The 16,739-nt window shown below is 45.8% G+C and carries 18 protein-coding genes; 17 read left to right on the forward strand and 1 reads right to left on the reverse strand.

Translation table 11 applies throughout. From position 1 onward, the window contains the following. Positions 1-205 precede the first annotated feature (205 nt). From BLT29_RS03630 to BLT29_RS03685, 12 genes are all read left to right on the forward strand, one after another. Positions 206-514, forward strand: coding sequence for a nucleotide pyrophosphohydrolase (locus tag BLT29_RS03630; RefSeq protein WP_245701070.1), 309 nt, complete (start codon positions 206-208; stop codon positions 512-514). A gap of 6 nt (positions 515-520) precedes the next feature. Continuing rightward, positions 521-1,321 carry a 4-hydroxy-tetrahydrodipicolinate reductase gene (gene dapB, locus BLT29_RS03635; protein ID WP_090774965.1) on the forward strand — a complete coding sequence of 267 codons (801 nt, stop codon included), beginning with the start codon at positions 521-523 and terminating at the stop codon, positions 1,319-1,321. An 81-nt stretch (positions 1,322-1,402) separates the two neighbouring features. Beyond that, complete coding sequence (gene bshB1, locus BLT29_RS03640) at positions 1,403-2,101, forward strand: bacillithiol biosynthesis deacetylase BshB1 (protein ID WP_090774966.1); 699 nt, start codon at positions 1,403-1,405, stop codon at positions 2,099-2,101. Positions 2,102-2,110: 9 nt separating this feature from the next. Continuing rightward, positions 2,111-3,256, forward strand: a complete 1,146-nt coding sequence (gene bshA, locus BLT29_RS03645; protein ID WP_090774967.1) for an N-acetyl-alpha-D-glucosaminyl L-malate synthase BshA — start codon at positions 2,111-2,113, stop codon at positions 3,254-3,256. After that, positions 3,253-4,374 (forward strand): CCA tRNA nucleotidyltransferase, encoded by a 1,122-nt coding sequence (locus tag BLT29_RS03650; protein ID WP_176763783.1) that lies wholly within the window; start codon positions 3,253-3,255, stop codon positions 4,372-4,374. The genes bshA and BLT29_RS03650 overlap by 4 nt, the downstream gene beginning before the upstream one ends. Next, on the forward strand, positions 4,371-5,342 hold the full coding sequence (locus tag BLT29_RS03655; protein ID WP_090774969.1) for a biotin--[acetyl-CoA-carboxylase] ligase: 972 nt from the start codon (positions 4,371-4,373) through the stop codon (positions 5,340-5,342). The genes BLT29_RS03650 and BLT29_RS03655 overlap by 4 nt, the downstream gene beginning before the upstream one ends. A gap of 249 nt (positions 5,343-5,591) precedes the next feature. Then, complete coding sequence (gene panB / locus BLT29_RS03660; RefSeq protein WP_090774970.1) at positions 5,592-6,428, forward strand: 3-methyl-2-oxobutanoate hydroxymethyltransferase; 837 nt, start codon at positions 5,592-5,594, stop codon at positions 6,426-6,428. Next, positions 6,425-7,288 carry a pantoate--beta-alanine ligase gene (gene panC / locus BLT29_RS03665; protein ID WP_090774971.1) on the forward strand — a complete coding sequence of 288 codons (864 nt, stop codon included), beginning with the start codon at positions 6,425-6,427 and terminating at the stop codon, positions 7,286-7,288. The genes panB and panC overlap by 4 nt, the downstream gene beginning before the upstream one ends. A 6-nt stretch (positions 7,289-7,294) precedes the next feature. Beyond that, a complete protein-coding gene (gene panD, locus BLT29_RS03670) occupies positions 7,295-7,678 on the forward strand; it encodes an aspartate 1-decarboxylase (protein ID WP_090774972.1) in 384 nt (127 codons plus the stop codon). A 66-nt stretch (positions 7,679-7,744) separates the two neighbouring features. Further along, the gene (locus BLT29_RS03675; protein ID WP_090774973.1) at positions 7,745-8,674 is read left to right on the forward strand and encodes a CDC27 family protein; all 930 of its coding nucleotides are present in this window, start codon (positions 7,745-7,747) and stop codon (positions 8,672-8,674) included. A gap of 39 nt (positions 8,675-8,713) precedes the next feature. After that, the gene (dinG, locus tag BLT29_RS03680; protein ID WP_090774974.1) at positions 8,714-11,461 is read left to right on the forward strand and encodes an ATP-dependent DNA helicase DinG; all 2,748 of its coding nucleotides are present in this window, start codon (positions 8,714-8,716) and stop codon (positions 11,459-11,461) included. A gap of 5 nt (positions 11,462-11,466) precedes the next feature. Beyond that, positions 11,467-12,774 (forward strand): amidohydrolase, encoded by a 1,308-nt coding sequence (locus BLT29_RS03685; protein WP_090774975.1) that lies wholly within the window; start codon positions 11,467-11,469, stop codon positions 12,772-12,774. A 51-nt stretch (positions 12,775-12,825) separates the two neighbouring features. On the opposite strand, the gene BLT29_RS03690 is transcribed toward BLT29_RS03685, so the two are convergent. After that, positions 12,826-13,035: a hypothetical protein gene (locus BLT29_RS03690; RefSeq protein WP_090774976.1), complete on the reverse strand. Its 210-nt coding sequence runs from the start codon at positions 13,033-13,035 to the stop codon at positions 12,826-12,828. Positions 13,036-13,146: 111 nt separating this feature from the next. Here BLT29_RS03690 and BLT29_RS03695 point away from each other — a divergent pair, with 111 nt between their 5' ends. From BLT29_RS03695 to nth, 5 genes are all read left to right on the forward strand, one after another. Then, on the forward strand, positions 13,147-13,323 hold the full coding sequence (locus BLT29_RS03695; protein ID WP_090774977.1) for a YpmA family protein: 177 nt from the start codon (positions 13,147-13,149) through the stop codon (positions 13,321-13,323). A gap of 10 nt (positions 13,324-13,333) precedes the next feature. After that, on the forward strand, positions 13,334-13,819 hold the full coding sequence (locus BLT29_RS03700; RefSeq protein WP_176763785.1) for a cell wall elongation regulator TseB-like domain-containing protein: 486 nt from the start codon (positions 13,334-13,336) through the stop codon (positions 13,817-13,819). A gap of 136 nt (positions 13,820-13,955) precedes the next feature. Next, entirely contained in the window at positions 13,956-15,248 is a 1,293-nt protein-coding gene (gene asnS, locus BLT29_RS03705; protein ID WP_090774979.1) for an asparagine--tRNA ligase, read from the forward strand. A 98-nt stretch (positions 15,249-15,346) separates the two neighbouring features. Further along, positions 15,347-16,054 carry a DnaD domain-containing protein gene (locus tag BLT29_RS03710; RefSeq protein WP_090774980.1) on the forward strand — a complete coding sequence of 236 codons (708 nt, stop codon included), beginning with the start codon at positions 15,347-15,349 and terminating at the stop codon, positions 16,052-16,054. 23 nt (positions 16,055-16,077) lie between these two features. After that, complete coding sequence (nth, locus tag BLT29_RS03715; protein WP_090774981.1) at positions 16,078-16,734, forward strand: endonuclease III; 657 nt, start codon at positions 16,078-16,080, stop codon at positions 16,732-16,734. The last annotated feature ends 5 nt before the right edge of the window (positions 16,735-16,739 follow it).

Below are 16,739 nucleotides of genomic sequence, written 5' to 3' on the forward strand. Positions count from 1 at the left end.
TAAAAAGGTTTTGCTTCTCCGCGTCGCACCCCGCGTGGGTGCGTGGATTGAAATTATTGCAAACAGCTCCATCATTCTTGTTCTGCCTTGTCGCACCCCATCCGGGTGCGACGATTGAAATTATCCTGCTTTCCCCATCTAGGTGCATCAATTAAAATGTTGAAGAATGACAAAGGAGGTGCAAGCCTTGGAACAGGAAAAGACCATGCAGCAAATGCAAAAAGAAGTCGATGATTATATTGGGCAATTTAAAGAAGGCTATTTCAGTCCACTCGCGATGCTTGCTCGGTTTACTGAGGAACTAGGAGAACTTGCGCGCGAAGTAAACCACTACTATGGTGAGAAACCGAAAAAAGAAACAGAAGCAGAGAATACAATTGAACAAGAAATGGGCGATTTGTTGTTTGTGCTCATTTGCTTAGCAAATTCCCTGCAAATCGACTTAAGCACAGCACATGATGAAGTGCTACATAAATTTAAAACGCGGGATGCACACCGCTGGACGAGAGGATAACTGAAAATGAATACATATAAATTAGTTGTTGCTGGACCACGGGGGAAAATGGGACGAGAGGCGGTGGCGCTTTGTTTGCGCGAATCGCAATTTGAGCTTGTGGCAGTCATTGATACGCAGCATGATGGTGCACTATTAAAAGACCTTGATGGGTACATAGAAGGAGATATTCCTGTTTATACAAATATGGAGAGATGTTTTTCTGAACTTCATGTTGACGTCCTCATTGATTTAACGACACCAGCTGTTGCGAAAACGCATATGGAGATCGCGCTTGCTCACGGCGTGCGCCCGGTTGTAGGTACGACCGGCTTTACAGAGGATGATATTCATTCATTACGGGCGCAAGCGGAACAAAAAGGCATTGGTGCTGTCATTGCCCCGAATTTTGCGATTGGTGCGATTCTGATGATGAAGTTTGCGCAAATGGCAGCGCAATATATGACGGATGTAGAGATCATTGAGCAGCACCATGATGCAAAGTTAGATGCACCGTCGGGGACAGCATTAAAAACGGCACAGCTCATTAGCGAAGTGCGTGCGCCAAAGACACAGGGACATTCGGATGAAGAAGAAACACTTGCGCATTGTCGCGGCGGTGATTTTGAAGGCATGCGAATTCATAGTGTCCGTTTGCCAGGTCGGGTCGCACATCAAGAGGTGCTGTTTGGTGGAGAAGGGCAGACGCTCTCTATTAGACACGACTCGTTAAATCGCGCGAGCTTTATGCCTGGTGTGAAGCTCGCGGTAGAACAAGTGATGACACTAAAGACGCTTGTGTACGGACTCGAACACTTACTTGACTGAACTTCCTAATGTGAGGCAGATTATTTTTGTCATTGTGACGAATGTGATATAGTGAGAACGAATGGAAAGTAGGGATGCCGTATGACGGAAACAGTCGATATACTCGCGTGCGGCGCCCATCCTGATGATATTGAAATCGGCATGGGTGGGACGATTGCAGCATATGTAGCAAAGGGGGCGCGGGTCGCCTTTTTAACGTTGACAAAAGCGGAGCTGTCATCGAATGGGACGGTTGCGACACGACAGGAGGAAGCAGCGCGTGCGGCGGCGATTCTCGGCGTTCATGCACGTTATCAGCTTGATTTTCCGGATCGTGGTTTACGTGATATAAAAGATGCGCAGCTTTCTCAAATTGTGAAGTTGGTACGCGCACTGCAACCACAGCTCGTTTTTTACCCACATCATGATCGCCACCCTGACCACGGGCATTGTGGTCAAATGGTGAAAGAAGCCGTGTTTAACGCCGCCATTCGTCGTTTTGCAACGGAAGGCGTTTCCGCGCATCGTGTAAAGGCAAGTTATGCGTATTTTATAAACGGGATCCCGGCGCCGTCTTTTTTAACAGACGTTAGTGCAGTATATGAGCAGAAGAAGCAAGCGCTCCAAGCATATGAAAGTCAATTTACACCGGCGGATGGTGTGAGTACACCGCTAACGGATGCGTACATTGATACCGTCATTGGCCGTGACCGATTGTTAGGGAAAGAAGCAGGCGTGCAGTTTGCGGAAGGCTTTTATAGTGACCGTGCGCCAGTTGTCGCGAATTTATTAGAAGGGTGAGGGCGCCCCATGAAAACAAAAAAAATTGGTATTAGTTGTTACCCGACAGTAGGGGGTTCCGGTGTCGTCGCGACAGAGCTAGGAAAACAGCTTGCCTCTCGTGGCCACGAAGTCCACTTTATCACGACCGACATTCCTTTCCGATTAGACGATAAAGTGTATGCAAACATTTATTTTCATGAAGTCGAAGTGAATCAATACGCGGTATTTAAACACCCACCCCATGACTTAACGGTGGCGAGTAAGATGGCGGAAATCATTCGTACGCATGAGCTGGATATTTTACATGTTCATTATGCGGTGCCTCACGCCGTATGTGCGATTTTGGCGCGGCAAATGAGTGGGAGAGATGTGAAAATTGTGACGACGTTGCATGGAACGGATATTACTGTACTCGGCTGGGACCCGTCTTTGCGCCAGTTAATTCGTTTTGGGGTGGAAGAGTCAGATGCGGTGACAGCTGTGTCGGCGGATTTAGTGCGCGCGACAAACAAGCTTGTCGGAACGGATAAGCCGATTGAAACGATTTATAATTTTATTGATGAATCAATTTATTACCCCAAGCCGGTCGCGACATTGCGGGGCTGTTACGGCATTGCTGAGGACGAGGATGTGCTCATTCATATTTCCAATTACCGTCCGGTCAAGCGTGTCCTAGACATCGTGAAGACGTTTCATTTCATTAGCAAACGGCGGCGGGCAAAGTTGTTACTCATTGGTAATGGACCGGAAATTCCAATTGCTCGGCAGTATATTATGGAACATGACTTAGAAGAAAATGTGCTCGTCCTCGGGAACCAAAAACATATTGTTGAGTTGCTTTCTATGAGTGATTTGTTGCTATTGTTAAGTGAGAAAGAGAGCTTTGGTCTTGTTGCGTTGGAAGCGATGGCATGCGGGGTGCCGGTGATCGCGACAAATATCGGAGGCATTCCGGAAGTTGTTGAGGACGGGGTGACGGGATTTTTATGTCCGGTAAACGATCCAGAAACAGCGAGTCAACGCGCGCTCACATTGTTGGAAAATGATGTATTGCGTGCGCAATTTAAAGAGGCGGCGCTTGCGCGTGTGCGAAACATGTTTTACTCGCAAGATGTGGTTGATCAGTATGAGCAATTATATGAAAGTTTGTTATTAAAGGATGGATGCTTGTGAGTGTCGAAAAAGCATATCCAGTGTTGCGGTGCTTGCATGAAGCGGGGTATGAAGCTTACGTTGTGGGTGGCGCCGTAAGAGATACGTTACTTGCGCGCCCTGTCCATGATTTAGACGTGGCAACTTCGGCAGATGCTGCGACGGTGCGGAAATTATTTCCAAAAACAGTCCAGATGAATGAGCGACATGAGACGGTCCTATTGTTTCACAACGGGGTACCTGTCGAAGTGACGATGTTTAAAGGTGAGACGCTAGAAGCGGATTTACAAAAGCGTGATCTCACAATCAATAGCCTTGCGATGACAGCGGAAGGGGCGCTCATTGATGTTGTCGGTGGACAAGCCGATTTACAAATCGGTATTTTGCGTGCGTATGCACCTGAGGATGTGTTTGTCGATGACCCGCTTCGGCTGTTACGGGTGGCCCGCTTCCAGAGCGAGCTCGGGTTTCGTGTCGATGAAATGTTACAGGCTGAAATGACGGCGCGGCGCGCGCAACTGACAAATGTCGCAAACGAGCGCGTTGCCGCTGAGCTTGAACGGTTGTTTGCGGGGGCGTTTGCGCAAGCATCACTATCATTGTTACATCATACCGGGGTTGGGGCACATATTGCGGTTTTTCCATTGACAGACGCGCGCTATCAGCAGTTGCGGACGCTACCGGATGAGCACTGGGATGATGGTGTGCGGGTATGGCTGGAAGTGGCAGTGAGCCTAGGCGAAGTGGGCTTTTTAGCAGCACTTCCGATTGCAAAGAAGCAAAAGCAATCAGTAAAACAGGCATATGCTGGTTACATAAAACGGCAAATGGCAGCTTTAAATGATTGGGAGCTATATGAACTCGGATTGCCGCTCGCCCAGTTAATTGAAGATGTGCGACGCTCTCGGGGTGAAGATGCCATTTCTCGTGTAGTATTGGCGCAACAGTATGAGGCGCTACCGATCCAGTCACGTCATGCTCTTGCCATAAATGGCCATGATTTACTCGCTGTATCGGGGAAAAAGCCTGGCCCGTGGCTCGCTGCTGCACTAGAAAAAGCGGAATATGCAGTGGTGACAGGGGTAGTGGCAAATGAGCGCGCTGCTTTACAATCGTTTTTGCAAGGAGAGATAGGATGAAAGAAAAAATTTTATCGTTACTAAATGAGAAAACGTACGTATCAGGTGAGGAAATTAGCCAGCAGCTCGGTGTGTCGCGTACAGCGATATGGAAACAAATGAAAGCGCTCGTTGCTGAAGGATATACGTTTGATGCTGTCACGCGCAAAGGGTACCGCATTGTTTCGCGTCCCGACACATTAAAAAGTTATGACATTTGGCCATATTTAACCACATCATTCCTGGGTCGACACATTCATGATTACGAGGTGGTGTCATCCACACAGTTTGTTGCCCATGAGTACGCGAATAAAGAGGCACCAGAAGGGACACTCATTGTCGCGGATGCGCAACAACAAGGGCGAGGACGGCTGGCGCGTCCGTGGCAGTCAAAGCAAGGTGTCGGTATTTCAATGAGCTTGTTACTGAGGCCGCAAATTGAGCCGCAGCGTGCGCCGCAATTAACGTTACTAGCAGCTGTGGCGGTTGTTCGTGCGATTGAACAAGTAAGTGGACTCTCTTGTGATATTAAGTGGCCGAACGATATTTTGTATAAAGGAAAAAAATTGGTCGGTATTTTAACGGAGATGGCCGCAGACCCAGACTGGGTCAAATATGTCATTGTTGGGATGGGTGTGAATTGTCATCATGAGCGAGAAGATTTTGCAGATGGTTTGGCAGATGTGGCGACATCCATTCAATTAGAAACAGGGAAACGAATTTCGCGTGCTAACCTCGTCGCGGCAACTATAAATGAATTTGAATGGTTGTATGAGGCTTATGTGGAGGAAGGATTTATGGCGATCAAGCCGTTGTGGGAAGCACGGGCGATTAGCTTACATACATATGTGCACGTCCGAACGTCGCGTGAGACGTTACATGGTTATGCGCTTGGGATCACTGATGATGGGCGCTTACGAGTGCGGGATGAGGGTGGCGACATCCATTTGGTTTATTCAGCCGATATTGAGTTAGACACAACACGGTAATCGTATGATATACTAGAAGCGCAAGGGCTGTATCTGTAAGAACGGCACCGATCATAGGGCTTTCTTCACTTGTTTTGGGGAAGAATGGCCTGTAGTTAGGGAAAGGATACGTGCATATTGAATGAGCTCTGATTCCATCAGGAACAGAGACTCCTGAGAAAATGTGCGCTGCTTGATAATGAATCAAGCAATCCTGGCCGTTTCATGCAGTTCGATTTGAACACATGAAACTGTAAGGAGAGATTGAATATGAAGACAACGAAGACATTTTTGCAAATGAAAAAAGAGGGTGTACCAATCGCGATGTTAACGGCGTATGACGCACCATCTGCACGCTTAGCTGAACGAGCAGGGGTTGACATGATCCTCGTTGGCGATTCGCTTGGAATGGTTGTGCTTGGCTATAATTCGACTGTACCCGTAACAGTCGATGATATTGTGCTGCATACAAAAGCGGTGAAACGTGGCGCGCCGAGCACATTTGTTGTTGCTGATTTGCCGTTTTTTTCTTATCATACGTCTTTTAGTGAGACTGCCACACATGTACGTAGGCTCATTCAAGAAGCTGGGGCAGATGCAGTTAAGCTTGAAGGTGGATATGAGCGAGTCGAGACGGTACGACAGCTCGTGCAAGCGGGTGTGCCTGTTGTCGGGCATGTCGGTTTAACACCACAATCAGTGGGTGTACTAGGTGGTTACCGCGTGCAAGGAAAGGAAGAAGATGATGCACGTCGCATCGTTGAAGAAGCGAAGGCACTAGAGCAAGCGGGTATTCTCGCGCTCGTAGTCGAATGTGTCCCGCAACAACTAGGTCAGCTACTCTCACAAACGTTGACGATTCCTGTCATTGGGATCGGTGCAGGTGAGACGGATGGTCAAGTGCTTGTTTACCATGATGTCATCGGGTATGAATCGGCACACATTCCAAAGTTTGTGAAGCAATATGCGAACGTTTCGGAAGTAATTGAAGCAGGACTACAAAGCTACGTTGATGATGTAAAGGTGCGTAAGTTTCCCGAGAAAACCCATATGTATATGACGAAACAAGCAGAAAAGCTGTCGTTATACGGGGGCGAACAAAAATGATTGTTGCAAAGACGATTGCTGCGCTCACATCAGCACTCGCCCCCTATCGGGAACAAGGAAAGACCATCGGCTTTGTGCCGACGATGGGCGCGCTTCACGAGGGACATGTGTCACTCATCGAAGCAGCGCGTCAGAAAAGTGATGTCGTCGTGCTCAGCATATTCGTTAACCGGCTCCAATTTGGTCCTGGGGAAGACTTTGATGCGTACCCGCGCAATGTTGCGCATGATTGTGACATCGCGAAACAAGCGGGGTGTGACGTTGTGTTTGCCCCTGCCGAAGCAGAGCTGTATCCAGAAACACCCATGCATATCGTAACCGTGCGTGAAGGAGCCGATGTGTTGTGTGGAAAAAGTCGTCCGGGTCATTTTGACGGTGTTGCAACAATTGTGTTAAAATTATTCGGTGTTGTGCAGCCAACGTATGCGTTTTTTGGCGAAAAAGATGCCCAGCAAGTGGCGATTATTTCGCAACTCATTCGCGAGTTTTATTTGCCAATCACACTTGTTGTTTGTCCAACAGTGCGGGAAACTGATGGCTTGGCACGAAGTTCTCGCAATACGTATTTGACAGCGGAAGAGCGTGCACTTGCGCCAGTGTTATATGAAGCATTACAAGCGGCAAAGCAGTGCGTGCAACAAGGAGAACGTGATGTTGCGACACTCGTTCAAATTATACGCACGAGGTTAGCGCAACTGCCCCTTGGAGAAATTGATTATGTTGAAGCCTATACGTATCCGTCGTTAAAGCGAGTAGTGATTGGAAAAGATAAGATGATTTTAGCACTTGCGTATCGCTTTCCATCCGCGCGTTTAATTGATCATATACAATTGGACTTTGCTAATAGAGAAATGGAGTGACGAAAGATGTATCGTACGATGATGAAAGGCAAACTGCATCGCGCCCGCGTCACAGAGGCAAATTTAAATTATGTTGGTAGTATTACCATTGATGAGGATTTAATGGATGCAGTCGATATATTGGAAAATGAGAAGGTACAAATTGTCAATAATAATAACGGCCAAAGATTTGAAACGTATGTCATTAAAGGTCCACGCGGACAACGCGATATTTGTATAAATGGTGCAGCAGCTCGGTTAGTTCAGCCGGGTGACGTTGTCATTATTTTGTCTTATGCAATGATGTCTACAGATGAGGTGAAAACGCATGTTCCTCGTGTAGCGATCATGAATGAGCACAATGAGATTGATGAAATGTTAGGAACAGAGCCAGCTTCTACCGTTCGATAATCCGCATATTCCCCTTTTTCCTGTTGCACACTTATAAGTAAGATATGCAATAGGGAGGGGATTTTTTTGCATCAATTTATTTCACAGTGGCAGACATTATACGAGCATGCGCGTACGACACCAATTGCAGGCGATCATCCATATGTGAAAACATTGGAACATATGACGCAGCAATTATTGAACTTATGGGGAACGATGGATGAGCAATTGCAAGCATTAAAGCACGAATTGGCAAACCGGCGCGCATTTTTGGCTTATGAAACAAAAGGAACAGAATTGTTTGCGGCGGACTGTTTTGAACAAGCGCTTGAACAATTACAGACAGAAGAAGCATGTGGTGAAGCAGATTGCGTTCGCCGGCTGTACGTTGGTTATGCGGCGCTCTATACGGAGAAAAACGAGTGTGCGCGCGACCATTTTGCTTACGTATTACAAGTCGCTGTCACACCGCTTTTAACGCATTTTGCTTATTTTGGCTTAGGGTTACTTGCGATGGTCAGACATGATTGGGAACAGGCGATCATTCATTTTGAACGAGCAGAATCACTCACATCCAATACGGATGTCGTATATAATTTAGGTGTATGTTATTATTTACTTGGTGCATATGAGAGCGCGGCGTGCTATTTCCATACGTATGTCAATCGACATGAAGATTGTGATGTCTATGTGTTGTGGGGATTATCATTAATGAAAGCAGGTCGTGTTGAAGAGGGGAAAAAGGTGTGGCTTGCGAGTGCGGCGTTAACGGATTCAGATGCCTTGCTTGCCCGACTTGCGGAATCAGCAGAGTGGTTTGGTGTGCATGATCTTGCTTGTCATTGTTACGAGCAGCTCATGCAGATAAATGGGGAAACGATCCCGTTATTACACGGTTTTGCCTGGAATAAAGCGCTAAGTGGGGATGAGGAAGGGTTGCTTCTCTTAGCAACATTAGGACAAGCAGACGCAGAAGCCCATCGGTCATGGTGCCTTCTTCACGAAGCAACAAAATAACTAAAGAAGAAATCGCGCCAGGGGAGCTGAGATATTCATATGTCAGAGCGATTTGTCATTGTAGATTTAGAAACGACAGGTAATACACCAACACAAGGGGCACGAATTATTCAAATAGGGGCAGTGAAAGTCGAAGGCCGAAAGATCATTGACCGTTTTAATACGTTTGTCGATCCGGCTTGCGAAATCCCACCTTTTATTGCGGAATTAACAGGAATTACTGCCGCAGAAGTGAAGGGGGCGCCGGCTTTTGCTGAGGTTGCTCCGCAGTTGCTGGCGTTTATGGACGGGTGCGCGTTTGTGGCGCATAACGTTCCTTTTGATCAAGGTTTTTTAACGGCGCAATTAGACATGGAAGGCTATCACTGGTTGCCACAGGTCAGTTTTGACACAGTTGAAATGAGCCGGGTGTTATTCCCGAGCCAGGATAGTTACAAGTTATCGGAACTCAGCGGTTTTTTGGCGCTTAACCATACGCGTCCGCACCAAGCAGACAGTGACGCGCTAATAACTGCTGAGTTATTTCTTTCATTGGTACATAAATTGGAATCACTTCCACTTGCAACATTGCAACAACTGGATAAGGTTACTTTACGCTTATCCAGTGATTGGTCCCAACTTATCCGTCCAGTCATAAAGAAAAAGATGAATATTCATGCGGCATTGGCAGAGACACAATATGACATGTTCGGTCAGCTTGTATTAAAGCGACACGAAGAAAAAAGTGAGAAGCAACCTTCTTTATCTCAACCATCTTTCACGGATACGATGACAACTGCTTTTACGCATGCCACTGACCATGTTGAGGATCGCCCAGGTCAGCGTCTCATGATGGAACGAGTATACAAGGCGCTTTCAAGCGAGGCATATTTATTACTTGAAGCAGGCACAGGTACAGGAAAAACATTGGGCTATTTATTACCAAGTGTACATGTCGCAAAGAAAACTGGAAAGCCTGTCGTTGTGTCTACGTATACCGTGGCGCTGCAAGAACAATTATTACAAGAGGATATCCCATTGTTATGTGCACTAGTTGATTTTCCGGTTGAAGCAGCGATATTAAAAGGGCGTCATCATTATTTAGACGTAAAAAAGTTTGAGCGTTCACTCGCTTATTGTGAAGAGGATTCATACGATGTGTTGCTTACGAAAGCACAAATATTAGTATGGCTACTAGAAACAGCTAATGGGGACCGAACAGAATTGAATTTAAGCTCCGGTGGCGAAAATTATTGGTTGACCGTACAGAGTGACTATGGGGACGCGTCAGACCCACGTTGCTTTTATCAACGCGCCCAAATGCATGCGACAGAAGCAGATATCATTATTGTCAATCATGCATTATTAATGATCGATACAATACGAGAGGTGCCTGCTCTACCCTCTGTTTCCCATGTCATAGTTGATGAAGCACATCATTTTGCTGATGTCGCCCGGGATCATTTAGGGACATCATTGCGCTATGTGTCTTATGCCTTTGCATGGCAACGATTGGCACGGTTGCTTGAAGAGGCAAGTGGTCTTTCATTGCAACTGCAAGCGCAATTAACGCATATGTCAGTCATTCAAGAGGATGTCGACGATTTGTTCCGAATGCTCCGCGCATTTGTGATGGAGACAGAAGATGGACGAACGGGAAATACAGGGCGGCGTAGTTGTTCGTATGCACCAACTGTCCAAGTTGGTGCGATGTGGCAAGCCATATTTGTTTGTGCGGAGCGGATTTATACACATGGTTTAAAGTTAATAAAAGTGGTAGACAGCGTGCTTACTTCTTTGCAAGAAGCGCAATGTACGCCTGCTACATACGCGAAGATACGTGCGACGAACGAAGCAACCAAAGCAGTTTATCGCCATACGCAAGCACTAAACACGTTACTACTGACCGCTGAAGAAGGATATGTGTATTGGATTGAGGCAGAGCCAAAGGGAGCGAAAAACGCGACGTATTTATATCGAAAACCAATGGATGTCTCAGACTGTTTAGCAGATCAATTTTTTGCGCGGAAGCGGAGTGTCGTATTAACATCAGCGACGTTGACAGTGAATGATTCGTTTTCTTACTATGTTGATCAGTTAGGATTAGCGGATTTTGGTGTGGAAACATTACAGATTCTTTCTCCATTTGCATATGAAACACAAACGAAATTGCTAATCCCATCAGATGTACCGGATGTGCGTGGGAAGAACGACACATTATTTGTGGATGACATTGCCATTAAAATATGGCGTATTGCTGAAGAAACGAATAGAAAGGTGCTTGTGCTGTTCACATCATATGACATGTTGCGCAAAGTATATTATAATGTAAGGAATTTAAACGAAACACGCTGTCTGCCGTTAATTGGACAAGGGGTCACAAATGGCTCACCAGCGAGGCTATTAAAAATATTTAAACATGAGACAAGCGGCATTTTATTTGGTACAAACAGTTTTTGGGAAGGCATGGACTTACGCCAAGCCGGCGCTTGCCACCTCGTTATCGTTCGCTTGCCGTTTGCTTCTCCAGATGAGCCGTTTGTTCGCGCGCAAATTGAGCAGGCGAAATCGCGTGGCAAAGACCCGTTTAAAACAATATCATTGCCACAAGCGGTGATTCGTTTTAAACAAGGATTCGGTCGACTCATTCGCTCCACAGCCGACAATGGCGCGGTATTTGTGTTTGATCGTCGTATTGTCACAACAAAGTATGGGGCAACGTTTATTCAGTCACTCCCGTCCGTTCCCGTCTTAGAGGGGAAACTTGAAGCACTGCTTGAGATGATTTGTAACGAGGGAGAGGAATAAGAGACATGAAAACAGTTGTAAAAAATGTGACGATCATCACGATGAACCCTACATTCGAGGTCATAAAGCACGGTTACGTCGTTGTAGAGAAAGGGGTATTCACTGAAGTTTCCCATGGAGACCCTCATGATTCATTGTGCGATACAGCCGATCTTGTAGAAAACGGACGTGGAAAATGGTTAATGCCGGGCCTCATTAATACACATGGTCATCCGGCAATGAGTTTGCTCAGAGGCATTAGCGATGACGCCATATTAGGTGACTGGTTAAAGAGGGACATTTGGCCACTTGAAGGACGCTTTTTAGAAACAACAACAGAAGCGGCCCGCAACCTTAGTATGATTGAAATGATCGAGTCAGGGACGACAACGTTTTTAGATATGTATCATTTGCATATGCCGCAATTTGCGGAAGTGATCGCGTCTGTTGGGATGCGTGCAACGCTCATGCGCTCAGTCATCGGGTTATGCGCGGACGCAGAGCGGGAGCAAAAGCTTTTAGAAGCACTCGCCTTTGCAAAAACGTGGCATCAGCAAGCAAATGGTCGGATTCAAACGATGCTTGCACCGCATGCACCGTATACTTGTCCACCGGCGTATATCGAACAAATTGTCGCTGCTGCCCGCGCCGTACATCTACCTGTCCATATGCACGTTGCAGAAACACGACAAGAAGTCGCCAATTTTAAGGAAACATACGCTGTTCATCCAATCGATTTATTAAACGAAAAAGGCCTTTTAGACAATGTCAACTGGCTTTTTGCCCATTGTGTACATGTAGAACCGCATCACATTGACTTGCTTTCACAAAAGAAAATTGCTGTTTCTCATAACCCAAAAAGCAATTTAAAACTTGGCTCAGGCATTGCCCCAGTCGCACAAATGCTCGCTTGCGGTGTGACTGTAGGACTCGGCACCGATTCGGCAGCGTCTAACAATGCGCTTGATTTATTTGAGGAAATGCGCTTTTCTGTTCTGTTACCGCGCGGGATCTCAGAGCAAGCGAATATTGTTAAAACAAAGCACGGTTTGCAAATGGCGACCATTTTTGGGGCACAAGCGTTACGGTATGATAATCTCGGCGCGATTGCTGTCGGTATGGAAGCTGATTTTATTTTGCTTGATTGCGACAGGCCTCACTTGCATCCAACAGAACCTGTTACTTCACACCTCGTATTTGCGGCAAAAGGGTCTGATGTCACGGATGTATATGTACAAGGAAAGCCTTTGATGAAAGACCGGACGTTGTTGACATTAGACAAAGAACGAATCTTGGCAGAAGCGAACACACAGTTAGCGCTGCTTAAAAAGTAAATAAAAACGTTGCGGAGTCTTCCGCAACGTCTGAGGTGTGGGTAGAAGGTTTTAGTCAATATCAGCCGGCGTATCTGCTCCTTGAGCAGAGGGACGAAATACAGCTGGAAAAGCTGTTTGTTTAATTGCAAGTGGCCAAGCCTCTTGAACAGAACGGTTGGCGCGACAAAGTAAAGAAGCTGTGTCTTTATGTTGCTGAAACCATGCGGCTAAATCGTGTTTGTTCAATGACGTGCGCCCCCCTTCAACTGGCGTATCCATAGTATGACCGCCTGTGATGCTGCTATGTTAGCAATGATTGTGACGATCGAACAGATATTGCCTTGAATAGTACAATGCTTTCCTCGAAAATGTAAAGAAAGGAAGTCAAACATGGACACAATCAAAAGGAAAAAGTTGCTCTCATCTGTGACAATACAATATCATGATGACATGTATAAAGTTGTCAGTGAGTTAAACCACACATTGAAAGACCGGGGACTAATTTTTGGTCTTTCACTTAATAAACAAGAGCAGACAAAGGCGACTTTGTCCATTTATGAAGGGTGACAAGAAGCAAATGAAAAAGGTGATCAGCCTTACCGCGACAGCAGTTGTAATCATTCTTGTTGCAGTCAGCATTTACGTATACCAACTCATTCGTGCGCCAATTGTGGAGGCTACTGAGCGGGCCACTGCATATGTGTTGGATGAAAAGATACTTGAAGCCGTCAAAGATGTGGACTTTTATCACGGTAAAGACGTTTATTGGGTTGTGCGTGGCAGTGATAAAAAAGGGCAAGACGTTTATGTATGGTTACAACAAAAGGATGACAAATTAAAGAAAACAACGACACTACCCGTGAAAGAAGGGATCTCTGAGCAGGAAGCAAAGCAAAAAGTTGCTGCTGAAAAAGGGGTCCAACAGGTGGATACAATTCGCCTTGGTTACGAAGATGGACAGGCTGTTTATGAAGTAACGTATTCGGAGGAGTCAGGAGCCAAAACGTTTATGTATGTCGCTTTTAGTGATGGCAATGTTTTGAAGAGCTATTCACTTAAATAATAACAGCCATAGGCTTTCCCTGGAACGGTCATTGACTTTCATTTTCAGGAGCAGGTATAATTCAAGAGATATAGATGCATGTATGTATGGGTCGTTATTCTAAATGAAGACCGGCGATGTGTAGGAGGAGACAAAGATGAAAACAACAATTGCACAAATTGGCGCATCACTCGACCAAGAAGTGACGCTTGGCGCATGGGTGGCAAATAAACGTTCAAGTGGTAAGATTGCTTTTTTACAATTACGCGATGGAACTGGTTTTATTCAAGGCGTCGTTGTGAAAGCAGAAGTGGCAGAGGATGTTTTTCAGATTGCAAAGGGTTTGACGCAAGAAAGTGCGATTTATGTGTCTGGGAGAGTGCAAGCAGATGAGCGTGCGCCTTCAGGATATGAGCTCATTGTTCACAAAATTGAAGTGATCCATGAGGCGACGGACTATCCGATTACACCGAAAGAACACGGAACGGAATTTTTAATGGACCATCGTCATTTATGGTTACGCTCTAAGCGTCAACATGCATTGATGAAAATTAGAAATGAAATTATTCATGCGACGTATCGTTTCTTTGCAGATCATGGCTTTACAAAGCTAGACGCACCGATTTTAACAAGTTCCGCACCAGAAGGCACAACGGAATTGTTCCATACAAAGTATTTTGAGGAAGATGCATATTTGTCGCAAACAGGGCAGCTGTATGCAGAAGCAGGGGCAATGGCGCTTGGGCGTGTGTTCACATTTGGGCCGACTTTTAGAGCTGAGAAGTCCAAAACGCGCCGTCATTTAATTGAGTTCTGGATGATTGAAGCAGAAATGGCTTTTTTGGAGCATGAAGAAAGTTTGCAGCTACAAGAAAATTATGTGGCGTATTTAGCTGATCAAGTTGTTCGTCATTGCCAAACAGAATTGAAATTACTTGATCGAGATGTAAGCAAGTTGGAAGCGATTCGTGCGCCGTTCCCGCGGATTACATATGATGAAGCAGTGGCTTGGCTCCAAGAAAACGGCTTTTCTGAGCTTCAGTGGGGAGAGGACTTTGGTTCCCCGCATGAAACCGCGCTTGCTGAGCGATTCGATCGTCCGGTATTTATTACAAACTACCCTCGTGCGCTTAAGCCGTTTTATATGCAGCCAGCACCTGACCGCGATGATGTCGTCTTATGCGCTGATTTGATTGCCCCAGAAGGATATGGGGAAATTATTGGTGGTTCTGAGCGGATTCATGATTATGATTTATTAACAGAAGAGTTAACGCGGCATAACCTATCATTGGATGAGTATGGCTGGTATTTGGATTTACGTAAATACGGATCTGTGCCACATGCTGGATTTGGACTCGGACTAGAACGCACAGTCGCGTGGTTTGGCGGTGTGGACCACGTTCGTGAAACGATTCCATTTCCACGTTTATTAAATCGAATGTACCCTTAACAGAGGTCGGAAGTCAGAAGCCGGAGGTCATGTGAAGCAGCCTTGACGTGACCTTGGGTTACTGCATGCTGTACTTAGAATGGATGGAGTTGGTAAGGGTGGATAAAAAAGTTTTTATGCAGTGGGTACAACAAAGACATGTCAGTATACCTCAATTGTTACTGGCCCATTACACGGACCTTCGTATGGATGAACAAGAGCTCGTGATGTTATTACACATACAGTCTTCCTTAGATAAAGGAGATGCATTTCCCACGCCGGAACATTTAAGCACACGCATGACGCTGTCACTTGATGAATGTACATCTATCCTCGGGCAATTAATTAAAAAGCGTTTATTGTCACTTGAAAGCCATTTAAATGAGGAAGGGATTGTCTCCGAATCGTATACACTTGAGCCGTTATGGTCGTCACTCATAACCCTTTTGTCGCGCTGGGATGAAAAAGAGGCAAAAGCAGACCAAAAAGCGCAAGAAGGACAGTTGTATCAACGTTTCGAGCAAGAATTCGCAAGACCGTTGTCGCCCATTGAGTCAGAAACATTGTCAATGTGGTATGATCAAGACGGTCATTCAACTGAATTGATTTTTGCGGCATTACGGGAAGCGGTCATTTCCGGAAAACTAAATTTCCGTTATATCGACCGTATTTTATTTGAATGGAAACGAAATGGTGTTCGAACAGTGAATGAAGCCCGTACGCATAGTGAGCGGTTCAGGAAAAAAACAAGTGAGCCTGCCAAGCATCAAGCGAAGCAAGCAGAAAAAAAAGATGTTCCCGGTTTTCACTGGTTGGAGAAACTGTAGGGGCTTTGTAGAGGCGGTGTATGATGCGAACGAAAAAAGAAGCACAAGATGCGATCCGGGTAATGGGCACATTGTTTCCCGAAGCGGAATGTGAATTAAATTTCCGGAATCCGTTTGAGCTATTAATTGCAGTTGTCCTCTCTGCGCAATGTACAGATGCGCTTGTGAATCGGGTGACAAAACATTTATTCGAAAAGTATCGTGATCCAAAAGCGTATATTGCTGTTCCGCTTGAGGAATTGCAACATGATATTCGCTCCATTGGGTTATTTCGTAATAAAGCAAAAAATATTCAGTCATTATGTTATACACTATTAGAGAAACACGGTGGCAACGTCCCGCAAACGCGAGAAGAATTGGAGGCACTTGCTGGCGTAGGTAGGAAAACAGCCAATGTAGTGCTAAGTGTCGCTTTTGGCATTCCAGCCATTGCCGTTGATACGCATGTGGAGCGTGTGACGAAACGTTTAGGCATTTGTCGATGGAAGGATACGGTTCGTCAAGTGGAAGATACACTCATGAAGAAGTTAGAAAAAGAGACGTGGGGCGATGCGCATCATCGGTTAATTTTCTTTGGTCGCTATCATTGTAAAGCGCAGTCACCGCGGTGTCCAAATTGCCCATTGCTTGACCGCTGTCGTGAAGGACAGAAACGATTAAAAAAGCAAACCACCGGATGAGAATA

Origin of the sequence: Shouchella lonarensis (assembly GCF_900096965.1) — a bacterium.
GTDB lineage: Bacteria > Bacillota > Bacilli > Bacillales > Bacillaceae_D > Shouchella > Shouchella lonarensis.

Excerpts from the sequence above, each read along its gene's own strand:
- BLT29_RS03630 (WP_245701070.1), top strand. The coding sequence starts at position 206 with ATGCAGCAAATGCAAAAAGAAGTCGATGATTATATTGGGCAATTTAAA.
- dapB (WP_090774965.1), top strand. The coding sequence starts at position 521 with ATGAATACATATAAATTAGTTGTTGCTGGACCACGGGGGAAAATGGGA.
- bshB1 (WP_090774966.1), top strand. The coding sequence starts at position 1,403 with ATGACGGAAACAGTCGATATACTCGCGTGCGGCGCCCATCCTGATGAT.
- bshA (WP_090774967.1), top strand. The coding sequence starts at position 2,111 with ATGAAAACAAAAAAAATTGGTATTAGTTGTTACCCGACAGTAGGGGGT.
- BLT29_RS03655 (WP_090774969.1), top strand. The coding sequence starts at position 4,371 with ATGAAAGAAAAAATTTTATCGTTACTAAATGAGAAAACGTACGTATCA.
- panB (WP_090774970.1), top strand. The coding sequence starts at position 5,592 with ATGAAGACAACGAAGACATTTTTGCAAATGAAAAAAGAGGGTGTACCA.
- panC (WP_090774971.1), top strand. The coding sequence starts at position 6,425 with ATGATTGTTGCAAAGACGATTGCTGCGCTCACATCAGCACTCGCCCCC.
- panD (WP_090774972.1), top strand. The coding sequence starts at position 7,295 with ATGTATCGTACGATGATGAAAGGCAAACTGCATCGCGCCCGCGTCACA.
- dinG (WP_090774974.1), top strand. The coding sequence starts at position 8,714 with ATGTCAGAGCGATTTGTCATTGTAGATTTAGAAACGACAGGTAATACA.
- BLT29_RS03685 (WP_090774975.1), top strand. The coding sequence starts at position 11,467 with ATGAAAACAGTTGTAAAAAATGTGACGATCATCACGATGAACCCTACA.
- BLT29_RS03690 (WP_090774976.1), bottom strand. The coding sequence starts at position 13,035 with ATGGATACGCCAGTTGAAGGGGGGCGCACGTCATTGAACAAACACGAT.
- BLT29_RS03695 (WP_090774977.1), top strand. The coding sequence starts at position 13,147 with ATGGACACAATCAAAAGGAAAAAGTTGCTCTCATCTGTGACAATACAA.
- BLT29_RS03700 (WP_176763785.1), top strand. The coding sequence starts at position 13,334 with ATGAAAAAGGTGATCAGCCTTACCGCGACAGCAGTTGTAATCATTCTT.
- asnS (WP_090774979.1), top strand. The coding sequence starts at position 13,956 with ATGAAAACAACAATTGCACAAATTGGCGCATCACTCGACCAAGAAGTG.
- nth (WP_090774981.1), top strand. The coding sequence starts at position 16,078 with ATGCGAACGAAAAAAGAAGCACAAGATGCGATCCGGGTAATGGGCACA.